This is a genomic window from Acinetobacter sp. Tol 5 (genome assembly GCF_019702905.1).
GTDB classification, from domain to species: Bacteria; Pseudomonadota; Gammaproteobacteria; order Pseudomonadales; family Moraxellaceae; genus Acinetobacter; species Acinetobacter bereziniae.
The window spans coordinates 1,012,681-1,036,712 of record NZ_AP024708.1; the positions used below are offsets into that span (position 1 = coordinate 1,012,681).

Genomic DNA, 24,032 nt, shown 5'->3' on the forward strand with positions numbered 1-24,032 from the left:
TTATTGGCATTTTTAATGCAGTAAAAGGATTTTATGATGAAAATAATACTAGATATACAGCAAGCAGTTGATACTAGAAAATTATCTCTGCAGCAATGGATAATTTTTATACTTTGTTTTTTGGTGATTTTAGCGGATGGGATTGATACGGGAGTAGTCGGGTTTATAGCGCCTGCATTGTTAGACGATTGGGGGATCACTAAAAATGATCTACGCCCAGTGATGAGTGTTGCCTTAATAGGCATGGCGATTGGAGCAATATTTGCAGGAATATTAGCAGATAAGATTGGAAGAAAATGGGTCATTATCGGTTCGGCATTTATTTTTGGTGTTTTAACCATACTGACAGGTACTTCAAATAACACGACTGAAATGGTGATATATCGATTCCTAACAGGATTAGGACTTGGTGCTGCAATGCCGAATGCTGCAACACTCGTATCTGAATATATGCCAGCGCGTCGCCGTGCATGGATGGTGAATTTATTATTTTGTGCATTACCTCTTGGCATTACGATTGGTGGTGTTTTATCAGCAGGTCTTTTATCGAATCATGGTTGGAAAATGGTTCTATATATAGGCGGGACTATTCCTATAGTGGTTGCCTTTATATCGATTTTTATTTTAAAAGAATCGCTACATTTTTTGATAAAAAAACAAGGACAAGTCGAAGCATTAGAAATTGTAAAAAATATACAGGGTAAATTTATCGATGCAAAATTAGTTCCTGTTAAAAGTTTAGATGCTGATTTAAATGAAAATACTACCAATCCCGTTGGTCTTGTCGTCGGCAAGTTTTTTGTACCCTCTGCAATGATGTGGCTCTGCTGTTTTATGAGCTTATTGGTATTTTATGTGCTTACAAGCTGGATGCCAACGCTTCTTAAAGAATCAGGATTTACACCAGAACAGTTTAGTTTAGTCACAGCAGTTTTCCCATTTGGAGGTGTTGCTGGAACGATCCTAATTGGTTGGTTTATGAGTAAATTTGAAGTAAATAAAACGATCACCATTACATATTTTATATCAGCCGTGTTATTCGTTGTAACAGGATTTCTTACCCAAAATATTTATTTACTTGCCTTGTTTATTTTCTTAGCTGGCGCAGGGTTGGTTGGCGCACAATCCTCTTTGCCATCTTTAGCTGCGATATTTTATCCTGCAGAATGTCGTGGTGTCGGTGTTTCATGGATGCACGGATTAGGTCGTTTTGGTGCTATTTTCGGGGCATTTTTCGGTGCTTATATTTTCACATTCAATCTGGGCATGAATGGTATTTTCTTCGTACTCGCACTCCCTATTTTAATTTCAGCCTTGGCGCTTTATTTCAAAGGGCGTTATTCAAACTCTAAAGTAACAATTCCTCAAACATCAAAAGCTTAATAAAAAACAATAACGACTACCTCAATTATTTTGAGGTAGTTCGGGTTTTTACACCTTAAAGATTTAAGTAAAAATAGGTATATATCATGAAAAATATATTTTTTCTTGGACTAGTAGGATTTACTATGATACTTCCTACGATTACAAATGCTGAATTTATCAAAGATCGTAAAATATCGTTAACGACAAAAAACTATTATTTTGATAGAGATTACATAAATAATATTCCATATCCTACAGCAAGAGATTGGGCTCAAGGTTTTATCCTAAATGCTAAATCTGGATATACTAGTGGAAATATAGGATTTGGTTTAGATGTTCTTGCTTTAGCAGGTTTTAATCTTATGGGAAATAACAAGGGTTATGCTGCTTCAGGTTTATTGCCTGTAGATAGAAACAATGAGCGTCCTGATCAAACAGGAGAGTTGCGTTGGACGCTGAAAACCAAAGTAAGTGATTCGACAGTTCATATCGGGACACTTTCGCCGATGTTTCCTGTAATTTTTTCAAGTCCTGCACGGTTATTCCAACAGAATTACCGCGGTGCACACTTGCAGTTTAATGAAATAAAAGATCTTAAGCTTCATGGGTTATACGTCGATCGAGTCAATCATAGGGACTCAACGAACTATGAAAAAATTCGTATAGGCAATATTAATGGGCGATTTAAAGCAGCTGCTGAGTCTTCAGGCTTACATATGTTTGGTGCTGAATATCAATTCAGTGAAGGCATTAAAGCCGATCTATATCATGCAAATTTGCATGATGTATATTATCAAAATTTTATTGGTGTCAAGACCAAGCATGATGTTGGGATCGGGAATGTTCGTGGTGATTTTAGAGTATTTCTCAGTGAAGATGCAGGAAAGGAACTGGCAGGGAAAATAGATAATCAGCATTTAAGTGGGATTCTAGGTCTAAATATTTATAATCACACATTGAGTTTTGGCTATATGCAATCTTTGGGCGACACTGCAATGCCAACGTTGAGTAATGCTGAGCCAGCAGTCTTTATGGATAGTATAAGTGCTGATTTTACCAATCAAAATGAAAAAGTTATCAGTCTTAGGTATGACTATGATTTTAAAGATACTACTCTAAATGGCTTAAAATTTATGGCGAGATATAGTCAAGGTACTGATATTGAGATTCCTAGATTAAAGAGAGATATATTTAAAGAGGACTCTTACGATTTGGACCTAAATTATCGTATACCGAGTGGCGTGTTTAAGGGTATTGGTTTTCGTACTCGCTATACTCGTTATCGTAATGATTTACCTAACGAGAGAATTGTATTCAGACCTGCCAATGAGACGAGAGTCAATATTGATTACACTTGGAATTTTTAAAAACTTATTTAAGTAGCTTAAAATAAATAGAATGTTAGAGGTGATTGAACTTATAACATTCTAAGAGGGTTTAATAATTAATATTATTTTTAGTAAATTCAATGAAGTCCTTAACAACATCTCTCTTTTTGTATTTTGAATATACGATATAAAGTGAAAGTTCAGATGAGTGGTTATTTTTAAAAAACTCTATTAGTATACCCTCCTCTAATTCGTGTTTTACCTCGTGATATAGTCTATATCCTATACCGAATCCTTGAATCATCCATTGATGTGTTACTTCTGCATTATTACTTTTTAAATAAGGCTGTACATGAATTTCAAATATTTCATCATTTATGGTGTATTTCCAATCTTGGTATATATGACGGTTTCTTATTAGACAAATGCAGCGATGATTGAGTAAGTCCAAAGGATGTACAGGATAACCATATTTATCAAAATATTTGGGTGAAGCACAAAAAATGCGTCTCGTATCAAGTAAAACCTCTGAACCGTAGATTAAGTTATTAGGTTGCTCTAATTGGAAAAGAATATCTAGTTCATTTTCTACAAGATCCATTTTTGAATCAGAAAGAATGAGTTCGATTTCTAAATTTGGATGTTGTAAACTGAATTGAGCTATTAAGCTTCCTAATTTACTACGTCCAAGATAATTTAAGCTACCAATTCGTAATTTACCAGTAAAATAATTAACATTTTGAGAAACCTCTTCATGAACTTTTTTCATTAAAGATGATAGGTAAATACTACGATCTAATAATAATTTACCAGCTTCTGTTAAATCAAATTGTCTAGCAGATCTATTAATGAGTCTCTTGCCATAAAAATATTCAAGTTTTGCTAATTTTCTACTTATTGTTGGTAATGGAATATCCATTTCAATTGAAGCACGAGTCATTGATTTTGATGAGGCTAATGTTATAAAAAAGTTTAGATCATTGATTTCATCTTGCATAATTTTCTTTCCGTAGAATAAGATAATTTAATATTTCCAAAAAAAATTTTCTAAAAAACTTCTGTTTTAATCAAAATGGAATTAATGATTAGATCTCTTGCGTTGGTTGAAATTTGAGTAGTTGCGACCTTTTATTTATAAGGTGCTGTATAAAGCCCAAATGATTAAAAAATACTTCACAACAGGTCTATTTTAAATTAAATTTATAAGAAATATAAGAGATGATAAAATTTAAATAATTGCATTAGTTTTAATTTTATTGCTGATTGAAAATAATAATTTGGCTTACAACGTTAGCTATAATGGTGGTGATTATAATGATTAAAAGAATCTCATATTTTGGCGGCATAATACTTCCTTGTATTTTTGGTTAATAATGATGTACTTTATTTATTAAATAGGATAACATTATTTGTAATAATTATCATGTGATCATGAGTAATAGAGTCAATTTTTGAAAAAACCATACAGTAAATATAGTTTCTAGATCAATAAAATCAATGCGATGAATCTATTGTTTGATGATATGGAGCTTGCGTTTTTTGCTCATATGCCCCTGCTTAACATGGCTACACCCGTGTCGCGTCTGGATAGAAAGACCATCAATTGAATCAAAAATACAAAGGGCTTAGGAAGTTAAGCATATTAAAAATTCATATAAAAAGCACAAACTAGATTGAAGACGAATCATTTGTATGAAGAATTAGATGGTTTGACTATATGAATTATATTGCTTTATCTGATCTTACGGATAGGTTTGTGTATTAAAGCCAGTGAATCATAAAAACTTAAAAAGCCTTAAAATTTAAAAAATTTCAAGGCTTTTTAATTAGATAATTAAATTCATTAAACATTTACCTGAGGTTTTTGAAAATGAAGTATATTAGAACTTATATTGATAATTAATAAAGAAACGATTTTCTGTAAAATCACTTCCATAATCTTGCTGGTAACGGGTAAATAAGTGCTGTAAAGAGAGTCCTTTTAGTGCAGGTTGCTGAAAATTATAGGTGGTCAGAACATCAAGTTCGGACTCTTTATTTTTATCACCATTACTCATTTTAATATCTCGCCCAACCGCATATTTTGCAATGCTGTTTAAACCGAGGATGTAATCTTTAAAGTCATAACCATAAACAAAATGCCATGATTTTTCATTTTCTTTAAAAAAGCCGGTGACATTCCAGTTAATAAAATAAAGCTCAGGTAAAAAACCATCAGGCAAAGGGTAGGCGTTCCCAATAATTCTTTGATAACCAACACCTAAAGTGTGATTGTTCAGTTTCAATGTTTCCAATAAACCTACATTTTGGCTATCGATATCTAAAGCACTGCTATTATCTTGTGAATTGAAATATCGCAATTTTGAATGCAAGGCGATATTGTCAGCAATTGGGTATCGATGCTCCGCGCCTAAATAGTGTTTATCATATAAATTTTCTAAATGCCCATAGTAATAATTGATATTAAAATCTTTATTCACATCATAAGATAAATTCAGGTAATCCAATCCATCTGAATAATGTTTTATACCTTTTTGCGTATAAGAAAATTTATAAAAATCCTCCTCATTTCGAGGAGAGTTTTTCGACACGTGACCAAGTTCGACTTTAAGTTTTTCCTGAATTGGAAATTTTAAGTTCACACCTTGATAAGTCGTTAAAAGCTGACGGCTTGTGTCGATTGCGGTCATGGGTAAATTGAGCCATAACTCACCCACTCTCAATTCTGCCTGATCATATTTAAGTTTAAGTGTACCCCCATATTTTAAATAGTCTGCCGCTTGTTCTTGTTTGACTGGGTCAAAAGGCAATACGGTATCATTGACATGTTTGTCATTGCTTAGACGTACTGCATATTGCATTGAACCATCAACGCCAATTTGCAAAGGATGTTCTAAAATTTCAATAGGGGTGTCATAAAATTGTGAATGATAAAATAATGATACGCCTTGTGACCAACTCCCCGAATCTTTGACATTTTCTTGGTCAAAATTGCGATCAATATAGGCATTTTTTAAAGTTAATTTCCATTCATCTTTGGCTAGCGCTAGTTGTGTAAAAGCACAAGTATTGATGAATATGAGCGTAGTAAAAATCTTTGTAAATGGTGTATTGAATAACATAAGGCATCCTTGACTTAAGTTTATTTCCAGATGAAAGGTGATTTTTTCTGGGTTTCTTCAGCGTCAGGTTCTAAAGCAATACCTGTACGGTCTTTAAAAATACAAATCGCTAAAAAAGCAATCACAGACATTACGGTTAAATATGCACTGACTAAATAAATGCCGTTTACTTTGCCGATTAATGCTGCTGCAATTAAGGGCGCGAACGCACCGCCAATGATCGAGCCAATTGCATAAGTGATGGATATACCTGAAAAGCGAATAGAAGCAGGGAAGAGTTCAGAATAAAAGACCGCTTGTACACCATAGGTGATTCCAATACCCATTGATAATAGGGCTAAGCCTGACATGATGTAGCTATAGTTGCCTGTACTGATCAGTGGGAAAAGCATCAGAGCGGTAATGATTTGAATCAATGAACCGAAAATATAAACTGGTTTACGTCCAAATTTATCTGAAAGAACTGCAGATAACCAAGTAAAGAAGGTCCAAATAACTGCAGAAATACTGATCAAGGTCAAAATGATTGGACGCTCTAAATTCAGACCATTTGGATTGGTGGTAAAGCTTTGAATAAAGCCACCAGCAGTCATGTAGCCCAGCGCAGTTGTACCAGCTATCAATAATGCTGAGCTAAAAATGACTTTTTTATACTGTGCAAAAAGTTCACGGATCGGCTTTTGTGTAGTGCCTTTCTGTTTTAATTCCTCAAAAATAGGGCTTTCTTCAACCGAACGACGAATCCAGTAGCCTAAAGCAAAGAGGAAGATACTGCATATAAATGGAATTCTCCAACCCCATGCTAAAAACTCTTCTCCTGGTGAAACATAGCCGGTCATGATTACTAACACCAGTGATGCTAGTAATAAACCAAGTGGAACACCGAGTTGTGGAAATGAGCTAAATAATCCACGTTTGTGGGTAGGTGCATGTTCAACGGCCATCAATACAGCGCCACCCCATTCACCGCCTGCGGAAATTCCTTGTAAAATACGCAGTAAAATTAAAATGATAGGCGCAATGATACCCACACTGTCGTAAGTGGGTAATAAGCCAATCAGAGTTGTGGTTCCACCCATCATGATTAACGTAGCGGCTAGAACGGTTTTACGTCCAAACTTATCGCCAAAATAACCTGCGATAAATGCGCCAAAAGGTCGAAAAATAAAACTGATCCCTACAGATGCAAAAACCAACAGGGTGGCGAAGGCTGGACCTGCGGGTTTAAAAAATAGTTGATTAAAAACTAAGCCTGCTACAGCGGCATAAATAAAATAGTCATACCACTCTATGGTGGTCCCAACAATGGTTGCTATCGCAATTTTGCGAGTACGTGATGCCGATGATGTGGGAAGTGCAAGCGTCGAGCCGTGCAATTCTGCTTGAGAGTTTTCCATAGCTTTTCCTTTTTGTATTTCACTTATGCTCCAATCTATTCTTGGTTTTTTGATTGAAACAAAATCCTTGTTGTATTGACTCATCATGAATCAATCGGATAATTATGCTTGAATATTTTTTAAATGGATACACTATTTTTAAAATAAAATAAAAATAGTATCTTTTGTTTTAAGGGTGGTAATATTTTAAATTTTCAATAATAATATTAAAATATTTTAAATCAATTAATTATTTGTTTTACCTGTTTTTTGTTTTTGATTTTTACTTATTATTTGATACTAAAATTAATTAAATTATATTTTTTAGTGTCTTTTATTTTGATGTTTTTTATTAAGTCTTTTGCAACAAGAAAACCCAAATAAACTGATTTGGGTAAATATGATTTTGCAGACGAAGTTGAGTCAGGTTTTGTATAAACCCTTATAAGTTATATCTTCACTCAGTCATCCAATCGGTTCAGCTGTAATGTGTGCTGTCGTGTTATCAATCAACGTTGTATCCGTGTGAGCAATCACCTCATCTCAAGTTATTTTGGTCGCGTGTTTAATTCCATGAATTTCATCTTTATTTAAGCAAATGCATCATCACGACCAACAATGTGATTTATTAATGCCGAGATCGCTAACTGAAATTGCATCTGTTCAGTATTTATTCTGAGATAATTTATTCTAGGATATGTTTGAAAAACTCTCCTAAATTACTACAAAATGACTGAGGCTAACTTTGTAAATTTAGGAGAGCTGGTTCAATAAAAATTATTTTTAAACAAACGCTTAATTAGTCGCGATTGACTAAGGTTAAAATATCGTAAGTGGCAACTAGTTCATGTCGTTGGTTTTTTACTTTAATGTCCCAAACAACAACGCCGTGGGCTTTTTGGCTTGGGTCTTGTAAAGGCTTCGGGGTTTTTTGTTTACAGGTTAATTCGACTTGAATGGTATCTCCGATTTTAACAGGCTCTACAAAACGTAAATTGTCCATCCCATAGTTTGCAATCACTGGACCTGGTGCTGCATCTACAAATAACCCCGCAGCTGCGGATACGATAAAATAGCCATGCGCAACACGATCACCAAATATTGAGTCAGCTGCAGCAATTTTGTCCATATGTGCATAGAAGTGATCGCCACTTAAGCCAGCAAAATTGACAATATCAGCTTCTGTCACAGTACGGCGAGCAGTCAATAGTCGTTCACCGATACGTAATTCATCAAATGATTTTTTAAAGGGATGAACTCGATCTTCAAAAACCTCTGAACCAATGGTCCAACTGTGACCAATTTGTGTCATGGCTTTGGGTGAACCTTGGATTGCTGTGCGTTGCATATAATGTTTTACCGCACGTAAACCACCTAATTCCTCACCACCACCAGCACGACCTGGACCGCCATGAACTAAGTAAGGAAGAGGCGAACCATGACCTGTACTTTCTTTGGCATTTTCACTATCTAGGATATGTACACGACCATGCCAAGGTGCAATTTTGGCGATGATCTGCTCTACATTCTCATCTGCATTGCGCACCACAGAAGCAACTAAACTACCTTCTCCTCGTGCAACTAAATTAGCGAGCTCTTGAAGGTTTGCATAAGGCATTAAAGTAACAACTGGACCAAAAGCTTCTATTTGATGAATGGTCGTGGCTTGGCTTGGATTTTTACAGACTAAAACAGTCGGGGGATAAAATGCACCTTGTTCAGGATTTTCAGCTTGAATAGTGAAATCTTGACGGAGGTGGCTACCAAATACAATTTCAGCCTCTTGATTGAGTTGTTCTACTTTTTCTGCCACATCATGTTTTTGTTTTACACTGGCTAATGCTCCCATAGTGACATTTTCACGTTCAGGGTTGCCCACGACCACATTGTTTAATTTTGCGATTAACCGTTTTTGTACTGTTTCAAGTAGCTCTACGGGAACAAAGGCACGACGGATTGCGGTACATTTTTGCCCGGCTTTTGTGGTCATTTCTCGAAAAACTTCTCGTACAAATAGATCGGTTGTTTCTGTAGATGCGTGTTGGGTCAAAATAGCACTATTGACAGAATCTGCTTCCATGGTAAATGGAATTGAATAATGATTTAAATGCGGTATTGCGCGTAATTTTTGTCCAGTGGATGCGGAACCTGTAAACGTTACTGTATCTTGAGGGTTTAAATGTTCGAATAAATCATAAGTTTGACCACAGATAAGCTGCAATGCGCCTTTTGCTAAGATGCCACTAGCCAAAATGTCTTTGACAACAGCGTGGGTCAATTCTGCACCTTCCGTGGCCGGTTTAACGATACATGGCACACCTGCCAATAATGTAGGGGCAATTTTTTCTAACATTCCCCAAATTGGAAAATTAAAAGCATCAATATGCACAGCGACACCAGCCTTTGGGCTAAGAATATGCTTTGCACCAAAGGTACCGTTTTTTGACAGCGGAATCCAAGCATCTTCAACCAAGGCGGTTTCATCGCTGAGTTCACGACGAACTAAACTTGAATAGGCGAATAAAGTTCCGATCCCACCCTCGATATCAATCCAAGCATCTTTACGGGTACAACCTGTTGCTTTGGCAAGTTCATAATAGCTTTCTTTGCGTTCCATTAAATATTGAGCGACTTGTTTTAATGCATTGGCACGTTGATGGAAAGTCAGTGATGCAAGTGCAGCACCTTTTTGTTTTGCATAATCAACAATGGCTTGCGTGTCGATTCCTTGACTACTCACTTGATAAATGGCTTCACCAGTTATCGCATGATAGACAGTACGGAAGTCTTGTTGAGCGATATATTCTTGTCCATAAACCAAAGAGCTTAATGTTTTAATCGCAGGCTGCGTGGTTGATTTTGTGGTCATTTCATCGGGTTCCGTATGGGGTATTGCCGTATCTAAATCAAGCATTACTCAAACTCCTTTTGTGATATGTTTTAGATGGTTTTCTATTTTTAATGACTCATAATTTGTCTTTTAAATTTTAAAATGTCAAATTTTTTAGTTAAATATTGTGATATTAAAAATAAAATAAAAATAATTTTAATTAAAACAATTATTTGTTTTGGTGAATTTTAAAATAATTATGATACATAAAAATATGTATTGATTTTTTATTTGTATCGTTTTAATTTAAATAGCATAACACTTGGGATAAGTGAGGACACAATGAATAATCATCAAAAAGATTTCGATCAATCTCTCGAAAAGGATATTTCGATTGAGCCTAAAGATTGGATGCCAGATGCATATCGTAAAACTTTAATTCGTCAGATTGGACAACATGCACACTCAGAAGTTGTGGGAATGTTACCTGAGGGCAATTGGATCACGCGTGCACCAAGCTTAAAACGTAAAGCTGTTTTACTTGCTAAAGTTCAAGATGAAGCAGGGCATGCATTGTATTTATATAGTGCGGCTGAAACCTTGGGTGCCGATCGTGATGACATGATGGATAAACTCATTGCTGGGCAGATGAAGTATTCATCAATTTTTAATTATCCAACCTTAACTTGGGCCGATGTTGCTGCCATTGGTTGGTTGGTTGATGGTGCGGCAATTGTCAATCAAGTTGCGTTATGTCGTACCTCTTATGGTCCTTATGCACGTGCCATGGTGCGTGTATGTAAAGAAGAAAGTTTCCATCAACGCCAAGGCTTTGAAGCCATGATGCAGTTGGCAAATGGGACACCTGAGCAAAAACAATTGGCGCAAGATGCAGTGAATCGTTTTTGGTGGCCTGCACAAATGATGTTTGGTCCGAGTGATGACAATTCTCCAAACAGCGCGCAAAGCATGCAATGGAAAATTAAACTCTTTAGTAATGACGCACTCCGTCAAAAATTTGTGGATAACACGGTACCGCAAATTTTACAGCTGGGTTTGACTGTGCCAGATCCTGACTTACGTTTTAATGAAGCAACAGGACATTACCAGTCTGGTGAAATTAATTGGGACGAATTTTTTGACATTCTTGCAGGTAAAGGCCCATGTAATCACGAACGTATCGAAGCACGCCGTAAAGCGTGGGAAGGTGGCAAATGGGTACGTGATACCGCTGTGGTCTATGCACAAAAAAAGCAACAACAAGCTGCTGCCAAAGTTGCTTAGTTCAGCGTTTTAGTCAAATTTAATAAGGATTTTATGATGGACAATAAAAATAACTGGTCGCTATTTGAAGTTTTTGTACGAAGTAAACAGGGTTTAAGTCATCGTCATGTGGGTAGTTTACGTGCGCCAGATGCAGAAATTGCACTCCAGAATGCCCGTGATGTTTATACCCGTCGTAATGAAGGGATTAGTATTTGGGTGGTGAAATCTGAATGGATTACTTCATCTCAACCTAATGAAAAAAATGAATTTTTTGATCCAGCATTAGACAAGGTATATCGTCATCCGACGTTTTACCATATTCCAGATGGCATTGAGCATATGTAAGGGGGACGAAGATGAGTCATTCAGTATTTTCACAGTTCCTATTGCATTTGGGTGATAGCCAACTGATTTTATCGCATCGTTTGGCTGAATGGTGTGGTCATGCGCCTGAGCTAGAGCTGGATATTGCATTAGCCAATATTGGTTTGGATTTGCTAGGTCAAGCCAGAACCTTGTTAAGTCTTGCGGGTGAAGAGGAAGGCTTAGGTCGTGACGAAGATCAATTGGCATTTTTCCGTAACGAACGTGAATATCGCAATTTATTGTTATGTGAACAACCCAATGGTGACTTTGCACAAACCATAGTACGCCAGTGGTTAATGGATCATTATCATCATTTGTTATTTGCTGCGCTGAGCCATAGCCAACACAAAGCGTTAGCTGCATTTGCGCTGAAATCATTACGTGAAGTGAAATATCACTTACGTTTTTCTACCGCTTGGATGGAACGTTTAAGTTTAGGGACCAGCGAAGCACATGCAAAAACCCAATTAGGTTTAAACGAATTGTGGCGTTTTAGCAAAGAATTATTTGTCTTAACCACCGAAGAACAAGGCTTGGTGACTGAAGGCTTAATTCCAGATATTGAACCTTTAAAAGCGCAATGGCTGGATGTCGTAACAGTTGAACTGCAACGTTTTGAGCTTAGTTTACCTGAAACAGGGGCGTATCGTAGTGGTGCAAAACAAGGCCTGCATACCGAACATTTAGGTTTCGTTTTGGCTGAATTGCAATATATGCAACGTACTTATCCCAATATGAGTTGGTAAGTTCAGCTTCTCACAAGGAGTGAAGCACATGAATTTAATTCGACAATTTAGCGATGATTGCTGGGATATTTTACAACAGATTTCTGATCCTGAAATTCCAGTGTTATCGGTTGTGGATTTAGGCATGATTCGTGGGGTGGAGTTGAATCAGGAGAATAATATTGTGGTTCGACTTACACCCACCTATAGCGGTTGCCCTGCAACAGACGTGCTGAAAGATGAAATCGTACAAGCGTTTACTGCAAAAGGTTTCACACCGATTCAAGTTGTGGTGGATTTATCTGAAGCTTGGACCACCGATTGGATGAGCCAAAAAGGCAAAGACAAGCTGAAACAATATGGTATCGCACCTCCAAAAGGCGAGGCACACAGTTGTGGTACACATGTCGCATTAACCGATGGAATTGAATGTCCGCATTGCCACAGCATACACAGCAAATTATTAAGCGAATTTAGTTCTACTGCATGTAAAGCCTTATATCAATGCCAAGACTGCTTAGAACCATTTGACTATTTCAAATGTATTTAAGTTGAACAATGTTCAACAGTTTGAAAAGTTAAAATGAAAGAGGGATTTTTACATGAGTCAATTTGTACCATTAACCATAAAATCAATTACGCCTCAAACTGAGCAGGCGATTTGTATTGCGTTTGATCTTACCCCAGAACAACAACAGCGCTTTCAGTATCAACCAGGGCAACATTTAACCATTCGCCATTTCACAGAAAGTGGTGAAATTCGTCGTTGTTATTCGATTTGTAGTGATGTTCAAGAAGATATGAGTATTGCGATTAAAAAAATTGATCAAGGTCAATTTTCAACTTGGGCAAATGACAATTTAAAAGCCGGTGATCAACTTGAAGTAATGCCACCGCAAGGGATTTTTTTTCAAAAAGTTGCCAAAACTGGAGGAAAAAACTACTTAGGATTTGCCGCAGGCAGTGGAATTACCCCAATTTTGTCCATTATAAAAACAGTGTTATTACAGCAACAAGCTGCCAGTTTTACTCTGATTTATGGCAATCGTACTTGGAAACAAACCATGTTTGCAGAGCAAATCATGGATTTAAAAGATCGTTTTAAAGAGCGTTTTCAATTGATCAATATCTTCTCTCGTGAAATGAATGACAGTGCTTTGTTTAATGGTCGGATTGATGCTGAAAAACTGCAATTGTTATTTAAAGCAAATTTGATTCATGCTGAGTTTGATCATTGTTTTGCCTGTGGTCCCAATGAAATGATGGAGGCCATCGAAACGGTTTTACCTGAATTTGGCATTGATCGCAGCAAAATTCATACTGAACGTTTTAATACTGGACCTGTGAAAAAAGCCACAGCGCAGCACATTGGCAATCGTAATGAAGAAAAAGTCAATATTGTGCTGGATGGGCGCGAGTTGATCATTGAAGTCGCCAAAGAAGATGACAGTATTCTAGATGCTGCATTACGTGCCGGTGCCGATTTACCTTATGCATGCAAAGGTGGCGTGTGCGCAACCTGTAAATGCAAAGTACTTGAAGGCAAGGTCGAGATGGCAATTAACTATAGTCTTGAACCTGAAGAACTTGCAAAAGGTTATGTACTCAGTTGTCAAGCATTGCCAACGACTCCAAATGTGCGTTTGAGTTTTGATGAATAAAACGGAATAACATTGGAGCAAAGAGATGGATTTCTTAAAAACCAGTTTAGTAAAAACAGGCGTGATGCTTATCGAGTTAAATCGTCCAGAAAAACATAATGCGTTAAATAATGCCACCTTAAAACAACTTGTGGAGGTGCTGCAAGATTTAGAGCGGGACCAACGTATTAAAACTGTTGTGATTACTGGTAATGAAACATGTTTTGCAGCGGGTGCTGATTTAAAAGAATTGGCAGCCCTTGATGTGGTGACAATCCAGCAAGATCAACGTCCGTTACTATGGAAACACATTGATGAGTTTTCAAAACCGATCATTATGGCGATCAATGGCTATGCCTTTGGTGCAGGCTTTGAGCTCGCCTTGCATGGCGATATCGTGCTGACTGGTGAAAATGCACAATTTGCCTTACCCGAAATTGGTTTGGGTATGTTGCCTGGTGCAGGTGGTACGCAGCGTTTAGCACGTTTGGTCGGACAGCAATTGGCCATGCGTTGGGCAATGACAGGGGAGCGTATTTCTGCAGCGCTTGCATTACAACATGGCATTAGTAGCCAAATTTGCCCAAGCGCACTGACGGTGCAATATGCAATTGAACTGGCTGAAAAAATTGCCAAACAAGCACCATTGGCAATCCGTGTCATTAAACAATCGTTGAAATCCATCCATGAAGTGACTTTAAGCCAAGGCTTGAAGCAAGAACGTCAGCATTTTGTCTGGCTTACGGCAACTCAAGACCGTAAGGAAGGCATTGATGCATTTTTTGAAAAAAGAAAACCAGAATTTAGAGGTGTGTGATGGATTACCAAACCATAATTGTTGAAGAAAAAAATGCAGTTGGTTATTTAACTTTTAATCGCCCAAAGCAACTGAATAGTTTTAATGAAAAGATGCATCATGAAGTATCACAAACTTTAAAGACATGGGCGAAAGATTCAAATATTCGAGCGGTGGTCATTTCAGCCGAAGGTCGTGGTTTTTGTGCCGGGCAGGATTTAGCTGATCGAGTGGTTGATCCCAATGCAGACGCACCTGATTTGGGGGTATCGATTGAAAAATATTACAACCCATTAATCAAACTGATTACAGAAATGCAGAAACCCGTGATTTGTGCAGTAAATGGTGTGGCGGCTGGAGCAGGTGCAAATATTGCCTTGGCCTGTGACATTGTTCTTGCCGCAAAATCTGCATCATTTATTCAAGCCTTTTGTCGCTTAGGTTTGGTGCCTGACTCGGGTGGCACTTGGTTTTTACCCCGTTTGGTTGGACGCGCGCAGGCAATGGGTTTGGCAATGCTGGGCGATAAAATTCCTGCTGAAAAGGCAGAGCAACTGGGCATGATTTGGCAAAGTGTTGCAGATGAACAACTCAAAGCTGAAGCGGAAAAATTGGCTGAGCATTTGGCAACACAACCCACCTATGGCTTGTCTTTAATTAAAAAAGCAATCCATGCTGCTGCTGACAATAGCCTAGATGATCAATTGATTTTAGAGCGTGACTTACAGCGTTTAGCAGGTCGTTCCAGCGATTATAAAGAAGGCGTACAAGCATTTATGCAAAAGCGTAGCCCTGAATTTAAAGGATGCTAATCATGCAACAATTCAATTTACAGCAAGCAAATGTCGCTGTTATTGGTGCAGGAACTATGGGTATCGGGATTGCCCAACTGGCTGCGATGAATGGTCATCAAACGCTGCTCTTTGACCTTGATCTCGATAAAGCCAATGCATCATTTGCACAGCTAACAGTACAACTGAATAAACGTATACAAGCTGGAAAAATAACACAGACCCTTGTGGACAGTACATTGGCAAATTTAACTGTAGTGGATGATATTCAGCAACTTGCGACAGCAGGATTAATTATTGAAGCTGTGGTGGAAAATAAAGAAGTAAAACAAAATATTTTTCAACAACTTGCTGCAATTTGCTCTGAACAGACTATTTTTGCTTCTAATACCTCCTCCATTTCAATAACTGCAATAGCATCTGTGATTCCACAACCTGAACGTGTGATTGGATTACACTTTTTTAACCCTGCACCAGTAATGAAACTAGTCGAAATTGTGCAAGGCTTAAAAACTGCCAAAGTGAATGCAGATACTTTGTTTAATCTGATGCAGACTTGGAGCAAAATACCCGTTTTAGCCAAATCTACGCCCGGTTTTATTGTGAACCGTGTGGCTCGTCCGTATTATGCTGAAGCTTTCCGTGCATTACAGGAAAATGTGACGACGCCTGAACAGTTAGATTTCATTTTACGTGAATGTGGTCGCTTTGCGATGGGACCATGTGAATTGACTGATTTAATTGGTCAAGATGTGAATTTTTCAGTGACACAGAGCGTTTATCAGGAATTTTTTTACGAGCCACGTTATCGTCCCTCTCTGATTCAAAAACAACTGGTAGATGCAGGTTGTTTGGGGCGTAAAAATAAACAAGGCTTCTATAATTATCATCAAGAACAACCAACACCAGTATATCGCTTACCTGAAATGACTCAGGATAGCTCACAAAACATGAATGTGAGTATCCACGGTGAATGGGTCAATCAAGCTGATTTTATTCAGCGCCTAAAAAATCAAACGACATTCAATATCAACAAAGTTGTGTCTCCAAAAAATTATATTCGAATTGATGATATTGATCTCCAACTCACGCAAGGCGAATCTGCCGATATTGTTTATACACATCAGAAAGTTGTACTGATGGATTGGCATGCGGATTGGAACAAAGCTAAAGCAATTGCAGCGACGGCATCTCCAGCATGTTGCCAAGCAGATCAAGATAAAATGACACAATTCTTTGCTGCAGTTGGTGTGCATGTAATTTGGACAAAAGATCATCCTGGGTTATATGTAATGCGAAGCATTGCAATGTTAGTCAATGAAGCTTGCGAGGCGGTTTTGCATGATGTCGCGACAGAACACGATATTGATGTTGCCATGAGGTTTGGAGTGAATTATCCGCAAGGTCCATTCGAGTGGATGACACAAATAGGTACACAACAGATTTTGATGATTTTAGAAAATTTACATCAAGTTTATGGTGAAGAACGCTATCGCCCAAGTCTGTATTTAAGAAAAAAAGTTGCTACTTTGGCTTTACCCGTGCAGCAAGCACAACAATTAAAACAAGCAGGATAAGGGGTAAAAAATGGAACAAGTATTTATTTGTGATGCTATTCGTACTCCAATTGGTCGTTATGCAGGAGCTTTAAGTAGTATTCGTACAGATGATTTGGCTGCTTTGCCAATTCAATATTTAAAACAACAGCATCCTACGTTGGCTTGGGATCAGTTAGATGAGCTTATCCTTGGTTGTGCCAACCAAGCCGGTGAGGATAATCGTAACGTTGCTCGAATGGCATCATTACTTGCGGGACTACCAGAATCAGTCCCTGCGATTACGGTAAACCGTTTATGTGCTTCGGGTTTAGATGCGATTGGTTTGGCTGCACGTGCTATTAAGTCAGGTGAAGCACAATTTGTATTGGCAGGTGGTGTTGAGTCAATGAGTCGTGCGCCATTTGTACAATCCAAGCCAGAAACAGCTTTTAGCCGAACGCCAAGTATTTATGATACAACGATTGGTTGGCGCTTTATCAATCCAAAATTTAAAGCAAATTTTGGGGTGGACAGCATGCCCGAAACAGCAGAAAACGTTGCTGAAAAGTATCAGATTAGCCGTGAAGATCAGGATTTATTTGCTTTCAATAGACAGAAAAAAGCGACAACTGCGCAACTTAATGGCGTGTTTGCAGAAGAAATATGTGCTGTGGAAATAATCGATCGTAAAAAAAATCTGACACGTATAACTGAAGACGAACATCCACGCGCAGATACCTCACTAGAAAGTTTGGCAAAATTAAAAGCACCATTCCGCAAACAAGATGGTTCTGTCACAGCAGGAAATGCTTCGGGTGTAAATGATGGTGCCGCTTGTGTGTTATTGACCAGTGAAGCTTTTGCAACGGCAAATCAGTTGAAACCACTTGCCAAAATCATTGCGATGGCGAGTGCAGGCGTTGAAGCAAAATATATGGGAATTGGTCCAGTACCAGCAGTACAAAAGCTGTTGAAGCAGACGGGTTTAAGTCTGGATCAAATGGATGTCATTGAGCTGAATGAAGCATTTGCAGCACAATCACTTGCAGTAATGCGTGAACTAGGTCTGGACGATGATGATGCACGTGTCAATCCCAATGGCGGAGCAATTGCCTTAGGTCATCCATTGGGTATGAGTGGTACACGTTTGGTGATCACGGCAATGAAAGAGTTAAAACGCCGTAATGGAAAATATGCACTATGTACGATGTGTGTGGGTGTTGGGCAAGGTGTTGCGCTTATTTTGGAAAATTTTGGCGTATAACAACCACTACAATACCAAACCAAGGATTTTAAGAAACAGCCAAAGGATGGCTGTTCAGGGAGTAACAATATGAATAACAATACATTGGAATATTTAGAAAAAGCATCGGTTGATGAGTTACGTAATGTTCAATTCGAACGTATAAAACAAACATTGCAACATGCTTATCAAAATAGTACCGTCTATCGTCAGAAATTTGATGAAGTTGGGGTACATCCTGATGATTTTAAAACTTTAGCAGATCTAGCTAAATTTCCATTTACCTCTAAAAAAGATTTACGTGAAAATTATCCATTTGGCATGTTCGCAGTTCCACAACAGCAAATAGTCAGAGTACATGCCTCGTCAGGTACAACGGGGCAACCCACTGTCGTGGGATATACTCAAAAAGATATTCAAGTTTGGTCTGATGTTGTGGCGCGTTCATTACGTGCTGCAGGTTTAAGTAATCAAGATATTATTCAAGTGTCTTATGGCTATGGACTATTCACTGGTGGTCTAGGTGCGCACTATGGCGTTGAGCGCTTAGGCGCAACGGTCATTCCTATGTCAGGTGGTCAAACTGAAAAGCAAGTACAATTGATACATGACTTTAAACCTACTGCAATTATGGTGACACCATCCTATTGCTTAAATATCATTGAAGCATTAGAAAAAAGATTTGGTACTGCCAAAGAGTGCTCCATTAAAACCGGAATATTTGGTGCGGAACCGTGGACCAATGAGATGCGTAAAGAAATTGAAGATCGTTTAAGAATTGATGCACTGGATATCTATGGCTTATCTGAAGTGATGGGACCCGGTGTCGCGATGGAGTGTCTGGAGACTAAAGATGGTTTGACCATTTGGGAAGATCATTTTTATCCTGAAATTATCAATCCAGAAACAGGCGAAGTGTTGGCTGATGGTGAATTGGGTGAATTAGTTTTTACCACGATTACCAAAGAAGGCATGCCTGTCATTCGTTACCGAACCCGAGATTTGACTCGTTTATTGCCAGGCACAGCAAGAACAATGCGCCGTATGGACAAAATTGTTGGACGTAGTGATGATATGATGATTATTCGTGGTGTAAATGTGTTTCCATCTCAAATTGAAGAACAAATTTTACAAATTCCTGAATTGGTTCCTAATTATGAGATTCAAATTTGTAAACAAGGTCATCTGGATGGATTGCACATCCGTACAGAAATGCGTCAAGATATACCTCAGGAAATACATGCACAACTGTGTACTCAGCTCAAAACTAAGATCAAAACGATGGTTGGAATTACGGTAAGCATTGAAATTTTGACAGAAGGAGCATTGCCACGTTCAGAAGGTAAGGCTCAGCGTGTATTTGATTTACGCAACAATAATCATATTACACATCCATCAAGTACGCTTAGTCTCGGTTAATTTGATTGTGGTTATTTGAGATTTTTAAATTAAGGTCCTATCGAACATTATGAATTTAAAATTAAAACTTGCTATAGATGATTTTATTACCAAAGAAATGTTAAGTGGAACTTCACTGATTATGACGGTTTTTGGTGACTGTGTGCATCATCACGGTGGGATTATCAGTCTTGCAAGTTTGATTCAGTTAATGAGTGTTTTTGGACTCAATGAGCGTTCGGTACGGACTGCTGTATTTAGACTAGTACAAAATGGCTGGTTAGTGTCTGAAAAAATTGGTCGTACAAGTTATTATCGTGTGACTGAAAGTAGTCTCAACGGTTTTACACTCGCAGATACTAAAATTTATAATTTTAATCATAAAGAATGGGATCAAAGTTGGGATCTGGTTCTACTTAGTTCATTAGATATTGATAATAAACAAATTTTAAAGAAAGAATTGGAGTGGCTGGGTTTTGCCAGTATCGCAAGTAATGTAATGGCTTATCCAAATTGCGATAAATTGAAATTGCAGAATTTATTGCTCAGTCAGAACATGACAGATCAAGTGGTAATTTTTAAAGCTGAAACTTTGCAACTGTGGCAAGAATCTTATCCAACGGTAAAACGAATGGTGGAAGTTAATTGGCCAATTCTTGAGTTACATTCACGTTATGAAAAACTTATCCAAGATTTTCGAGAGTTCTTAAATCTTGTGGAAAATTCAGATGATATGGATGCCGCACAAGCATTTCAAATCCGTATTTTGCTCATTCATCAATTCCGCCGAATTTTATTAAAAGATCCAAATTTACCATTTGAATTATTACCTTCAAACTGGTTATCGCTGAATGCGAGAAACTTAAGTAGTAACCTCTATCAACTGGTTGTTTTTGCAGGGGAAGAGTACTTTATGCAGTTTGCTCGCACATCAGAAGGTTTTATGCCACCTTTACATCCTATGTTTTATAAGCGATTTGGTGGTTTAAAAGTTGAGGAAATGGGTGTTTAAACCCACTAGTTCATTTAATTATTTAAATGAGTTGGGCTTTTAAAAATATGGATTATTCACATGCCTTGTTATGCCATTGATAATGTAATTCCAGTTGTACACCCTAATGCCTTTGTACATCCAACTGCTGTATTAATTGGTGATGTTATTCTTGAAGAGGGTGTTTATATTGGTCCTTTTGCTTCGTTACGTGCTGATTTTGGACAGATTCATGTCTGTAAAAATTCCAATGTACAAGATAACTGCGTGATTCATGGCTTTCCGAAAAGTATTACCTTAATCGAAGAGTATGGGCATATCGGTCATGCTGCTATTTTACATGGCTGTACGATTGGCAAAAATGTTTTAGTAGGCATGAATAGTGTTATTCTTGATGAAGCTGAAATCGGTGAAAATACCATTATTGGTGCCAATAGCACAGTTAAAGCTAAGGCTGTTATACCAGCAAATGTGCTCGCTCTTGGAAGTCCTGCAAAAGTCATTCGTGATTTACTAGAACAAGAAATTGAATGGAAACGCAACGGGACAAATGAATATATTCATCTCGCACAGCGTTGTATAAATACATTACGAGAGGTGGAACCTTTGATTTCTTTAGAGAATCGGTTGGATTTTACAAACTTTAAAGCTGAGCATAAGTTGTACTAATTAATGGCTTAATCTTCATTGACGGTGAGCAACACGATAATACGAATTAGATCAATGCGTACTGAATTTATAATCAGAAAATAGGTTCAACACATTGTTTTTGTCTCGTCCTAAAATAGTTTAACAATATTTCATTGAGAACCGTGTTAAACAATGAATTTGATTTTAGCTTTTCCACACATATCATTTTTTCACCAACCTCTTCAAATAAGCAAAAGCATGCTCCTATTAATGACTGTCCAAAATCTCGAGTGACTGTACAACAAATTAAACCAGCTAAGCCGTTGAGGAAAAGACTAATGCAATAGAACAGCGAAGTGGTTTTTTTATTTTTTGAGATTGGGTAAAATTAAAGCAAATTTAGCACTTTATAAAATGGAAATTAGCATGTTGAACAAAATTTTACTGATTGCCTTAGCGGTATTGCCAGTATTTGCGCAAGCACAAAGCTTCAAATACACAAACACCGAGTCTGGTTTTAAAAATTATCAGGGACAAGCTACTTTAACAGGAAAATTTTCACGTAATTTAGACCCTGAATATGTGGATTATATGGGGGATGATATTTGCTTTGAACCCAATAAAACCTCGGCTGCACTGATACCACGTCCAAAAGGTGATACACGAGATGTATGGTTTTGCTTTAGCAACTTTGATGCAGCAAAAAAGACTTTTAAGTTACCAGACAATATTAAAAAAGGTTATTGCCAATATGAAGGGCAGGCAACGATTCAAATTAAAGACTATCATTTATTTATAGAGGAAACTGAAGGTTTTGATTCAACTCAATTAGTTTCAGCGACCAATATTACTCCTGCAAAAGCAATAAAATGTAAAGTGCAGAATTAAGACTGTTTGAATACTGTGATGAGATTTGATCGCCACAGGTAAATAGAGCTTAACTTGGGTAGCCATTCGCAAACAAAAAAGATCGCATTAATGCGATCTTTTTCTTTTAAAACGAATACTTAAGCTATGCATGCTTATTTATTCTTTTTGCTGATTTTTTTATATTCTTCATATGCCTCCTCAGCAAATTTGCGTAATGAAGCTCCGATCGCAGCGTACTGGAACTCATTCAAATTGGCAAGCGAGGCACGTGCAGAAGGGTGTTGAACACCAAAACCTGAACCCGGAAGCAGCACTACACCTGTTTCATCAGCAACTCGGAAAAGTAATTCTGTTGGATTCTTATTTTTCATCACCCAATCAGCAAACGCATCACCATATAGTTTTCTTGAGGTATTTTCTAAATTGACCAATGTATAGTAATCAACAGCGTTTGGATCTTGTGGAACTTCAACGCCAAGCTGTCTATAAAGGGCAGCATCACGTTCTCTTACCACAGATTTCACTGCTTTTTTATAACTTTGACGAGAGTCCATCATATTGAATAATGCAAACAGGACCATTTGTACTTGTTGAGGTGTGGATAATCCAGCTGTATGGTTTAAAGCAACATTTCGACTATCGGCAACAAGGCGATCTATAAACTTAATACTCGATGGATCTGTGGTGAGGGATGAGTAGCGTTCTTCGAGTTCTTTTTTGTCTTTTTTAGAAAGTGCTGCAATTTTTTTATCTAAAATATTATGATTACTCAAGGCAATGACACCCAAACGCCAACCTGTCGCGCCAAAATATTTAGAGAAAGAATAAACCAGAATAGTATTGTCAGGACAAATCGCAAACAAAGATTTAAAATTATCAGCAAATGTTCCATAAACGTCATCAGTTAAGATAATCAGATCAGGGCGTTTTTTGACAATATCAGCCAAAATCGCTAAGCCTTCATCACTCATTTTAACCGAAGGTGGGTTACTTGGATTGACCAAGAAAAAGGCTTTGATTGATGGATCTTCTAATTTTCTTAACTCTGATTCAGGGTATTGCCAACCTAGATTTGGATCAGCCTCGATCAACACCTCTTCAAGTTGATAATCGTTAAGTTTGGGAATTTCAAGATAAGGGGTAAAGATAGGAGAACCTATGGCAATACGATCACCATGTGAAATAATCTTATTTTCTTTTAATGAGTTAAAGATATAAGCCATTGCAGCCGTCCCCCCTTCAACTGCAAATAAATCGAGTTCCTCTTTAGGCATACCTTGTACGCCCATTTCACGTAAAACGTATTCTTTGATAATTTTTTCACTGACTTTGAGCATTCGATCAGGAACTGGATAATTACAGCCGAGAATACCTTCGACCATTTCAAGTAAAAAAGCATCTGGATCGAGTCCTAATTGATCACGCACATAAGAAATCGCTTTCCCAAGAAAAACAACACCAGGTTTGTCGCGATTTTCTAAAACGAAATGGTCAAAGCGTGATTGCAATCCTTCTGCACGGGGAAATCCACCAAGCCCTTCTGGCATATAGGAAAAAGAAAATTCTGATTCAGTGGCTGAAAATAGACCCAATTGGAAAAAGGCACGACGTGGAATGGTTGCGAGAAAATTGGGATTGCCTCGTCCAGCATTGAGCATCATACGGTCAGTATGGCTTTGCGCCAAAGCAATCAATTCATCTTTAAGTTCAAATGGGCTGAGTTTTGCGTATTTTGAATAATCAACGTTCCCCATGGG

Annotated in this window: 20 protein-coding genes; 15 read left to right on the top strand and 5 right to left on the bottom strand. The window is 37.7% G+C overall.

Annotation, left to right across the window (positions count from 1 at the left end; all coding sequences use genetic code 11):
• Nucleotides 1-36 precede the first annotated feature (36 nt).
• A complete protein-coding gene (locus TOL5_RS04765) occupies nt 37-1,383 on the top strand; it encodes an MFS transporter (RefSeq protein WP_121775612.1) in 1,347 nt (448 codons plus the stop codon).
• A gap of 125 nt (nt 1,384-1,508) precedes the next feature.
• Entirely contained in the window at nt 1,509-2,732 is a 1,224-nt protein-coding gene (locus TOL5_RS04770; RefSeq protein ID WP_227544154.1) for an OprD family outer membrane porin, read from the top strand.
• Nucleotides 2,733-2,802: 70 nt separating this feature from the next.
• On the opposite strand, the gene TOL5_RS04775 is transcribed toward TOL5_RS04770, so the two are convergent.
• From TOL5_RS04775 to paaZ, 4 genes are all read right to left on the bottom strand, one after another.
• Entirely contained in the window at nt 2,803-3,690 is an 888-nt protein-coding gene (locus tag TOL5_RS04775; RefSeq protein WP_221260663.1) for a LysR family transcriptional regulator, read from the bottom strand.
• A gap of 883 nt (nt 3,691-4,573) precedes the next feature.
• Complete coding sequence (locus TOL5_RS04780; RefSeq protein WP_004829691.1) at nt 4,574-5,815, bottom strand: OprD family outer membrane porin; 1,242 nt, start codon at nt 5,813-5,815, stop codon at nt 4,574-4,576.
• Nucleotides 5,816-5,835: 20 nt separating this feature from the next.
• Nucleotides 5,836-7,212 carry an MFS transporter gene (locus tag TOL5_RS04785; RefSeq protein ID WP_004829689.1) on the bottom strand — a complete coding sequence of 459 codons (1,377 nt, stop codon included), beginning with the start codon at nt 7,210-7,212 and terminating at the stop codon, nt 5,836-5,838.
• Nucleotides 7,213-7,990: 778 nt separating this feature from the next.
• Nucleotides 7,991-10,060, bottom strand: coding sequence for a phenylacetic acid degradation bifunctional protein PaaZ (gene paaZ / locus TOL5_RS04790; RefSeq protein WP_227544156.1), 2,070 nt, complete (start codon nt 10,058-10,060; stop codon nt 7,991-7,993).
• Nucleotides 10,061-10,363: 303 nt separating this feature from the next.
• Here paaZ and paaA point away from each other — a divergent pair, with 303 nt between their 5' ends.
• The 13 genes from paaA to TOL5_RS04855 all read left to right on the top strand — a co-directional run bounded on the left by paaA (nt 10,364) and on the right by TOL5_RS04855 (nt 22,293).
• Nucleotides 10,364-11,305: a 1,2-phenylacetyl-CoA epoxidase subunit PaaA gene (gene paaA, locus TOL5_RS04795; protein WP_004829686.1), complete on the top strand. Its 942-nt coding sequence runs from the start codon at nt 10,364-10,366 to the stop codon at nt 11,303-11,305.
• A 36-nt stretch (nt 11,306-11,341) separates the two neighbouring features.
• Nucleotides 11,342-11,632, top strand: a complete 291-nt coding sequence (paaB, locus tag TOL5_RS04800) for a 1,2-phenylacetyl-CoA epoxidase subunit PaaB (RefSeq protein ID WP_004817294.1) — start codon at nt 11,342-11,344, stop codon at nt 11,630-11,632.
• Between the two features lie 11 nt (nt 11,633-11,643).
• A complete protein-coding gene (gene paaC, locus TOL5_RS04805; protein WP_121773903.1) occupies nt 11,644-12,399 on the top strand; it encodes a 1,2-phenylacetyl-CoA epoxidase subunit PaaC in 756 nt (251 codons plus the stop codon).
• A gap of 28 nt (nt 12,400-12,427) precedes the next feature.
• A complete protein-coding gene (paaD, locus tag TOL5_RS04810) occupies nt 12,428-12,928 on the top strand; it encodes a 1,2-phenylacetyl-CoA epoxidase subunit PaaD (protein ID WP_121773904.1) in 501 nt (166 codons plus the stop codon).
• A gap of 52 nt (nt 12,929-12,980) precedes the next feature.
• Entirely contained in the window at nt 12,981-14,039 is a 1,059-nt protein-coding gene (gene paaE, locus TOL5_RS04815) for a 1,2-phenylacetyl-CoA epoxidase subunit PaaE (protein WP_121773905.1), read from the top strand.
• Between the two features lie 25 nt (nt 14,040-14,064).
• Nucleotides 14,065-14,835: an enoyl-CoA hydratase-related protein gene (locus TOL5_RS04820; RefSeq protein WP_121773906.1), complete on the top strand. Its 771-nt coding sequence runs from the start codon at nt 14,065-14,067 to the stop codon at nt 14,833-14,835.
• Nucleotides 14,835-15,626 carry a 2-(1,2-epoxy-1,2-dihydrophenyl)acetyl-CoA isomerase PaaG gene (gene paaG / locus TOL5_RS04825; RefSeq protein ID WP_058967543.1) on the top strand — a complete coding sequence of 264 codons (792 nt, stop codon included), beginning with the start codon at nt 14,835-14,837 and terminating at the stop codon, nt 15,624-15,626. Before TOL5_RS04820 ends, paaG begins: the two co-directional genes overlap by 1 nt.
• Before the next feature lie 2 nt (nt 15,627-15,628).
• A complete protein-coding gene (locus TOL5_RS04830) occupies nt 15,629-17,182 on the top strand; it encodes a 3-hydroxyacyl-CoA dehydrogenase (RefSeq protein WP_121773907.1) in 1,554 nt (517 codons plus the stop codon).
• A gap of 10 nt (nt 17,183-17,192) precedes the next feature.
• The gene (gene pcaF, locus TOL5_RS04835) at nt 17,193-18,407 is read left to right on the top strand and encodes a 3-oxoadipyl-CoA thiolase (protein ID WP_121773908.1); all 1,215 of its coding nucleotides are present in this window, start codon (nt 17,193-17,195) and stop codon (nt 18,405-18,407) included.
• Between the two features lie 69 nt (nt 18,408-18,476).
• Nucleotides 18,477-19,805: a phenylacetate--CoA ligase PaaK gene (paaK, locus tag TOL5_RS04840; protein WP_042088211.1), complete on the top strand. Its 1,329-nt coding sequence runs from the start codon at nt 18,477-18,479 to the stop codon at nt 19,803-19,805.
• Nucleotides 19,806-19,854: 49 nt separating this feature from the next.
• Entirely contained in the window at nt 19,855-20,796 is a 942-nt protein-coding gene (locus TOL5_RS04845; RefSeq protein WP_221260664.1) for a PaaX family transcriptional regulator C-terminal domain-containing protein, read from the top strand.
• Nucleotides 20,797-20,856: 60 nt separating this feature from the next.
• Entirely contained in the window at nt 20,857-21,444 is a 588-nt protein-coding gene (locus tag TOL5_RS04850) for a gamma carbonic anhydrase family protein (RefSeq protein WP_058967547.1), read from the top strand.
• A gap of 387 nt (nt 21,445-21,831) precedes the next feature.
• Entirely contained in the window at nt 21,832-22,293 is a 462-nt protein-coding gene (locus TOL5_RS04855) for a hypothetical protein (RefSeq protein ID WP_171248712.1), read from the top strand.
• A gap of 134 nt (nt 22,294-22,427) precedes the next feature.
• On the opposite strand, the gene TOL5_RS04860 is transcribed toward TOL5_RS04855, so the two are convergent.
• Entirely contained in the window at nt 22,428-24,029 is a 1,602-nt protein-coding gene (locus TOL5_RS04860; RefSeq protein WP_005033338.1) for a bifunctional aspartate transaminase/aspartate 4-decarboxylase, read from the bottom strand.
• Nucleotides 24,030-24,032: the final 3 nt, after the last annotated feature.